The 275-nt window shown below is 58.9% G+C and carries 1 protein-coding gene; it reads right to left on the bottom strand.

Annotated features, from left to right (window positions below; genetic code table 11):
• On the bottom strand, window positions 1-219 hold a 219-nt coding region (locus tag SB751_RS30220), incomplete at its 3' end, for an FAD-binding protein (protein ID WP_410749049.1).
• Between the last annotated feature and the right edge of the window lie 56 nt (window positions 220-275).

Here is a 275-nt window from a genome sequence, read left to right as displayed (position 1 = left end):
CACGCCGATCTCGGCGCCTTTCTCGGCGGCCAGCTGCTTGAGCCGGATCGCCGCCGACAGCCCGGCGGGGCCGCCGCCGACGATCACGACGTCGTATTCCATCGATTCGCGCGGGCCGTATTGCTCGATGAGGCTTGCGGGGGTCATTGGCGTTCCTCTAACCGTTAGAATGCTTTTATTCGGGAGCGTATTGTCTGCGAAACGAAACGCTTGCCGCAACAGCATGCGAATAGATTAGCACGATCGTTCTATTTTTTGTGCCAGGGTTATGCTGC

Origin of the sequence: Cupriavidus sp. SIMBA_020 (assembly GCF_046535395.1) — a bacterium.
GTDB lineage: Bacteria > Pseudomonadota > Gammaproteobacteria > Burkholderiales > Burkholderiaceae > Cupriavidus > Cupriavidus campinensis.
The sequence above is the reverse complement of the archived record's forward strand: the minus strand, read 5'-3'. Positions and strand labels throughout refer to the sequence as shown.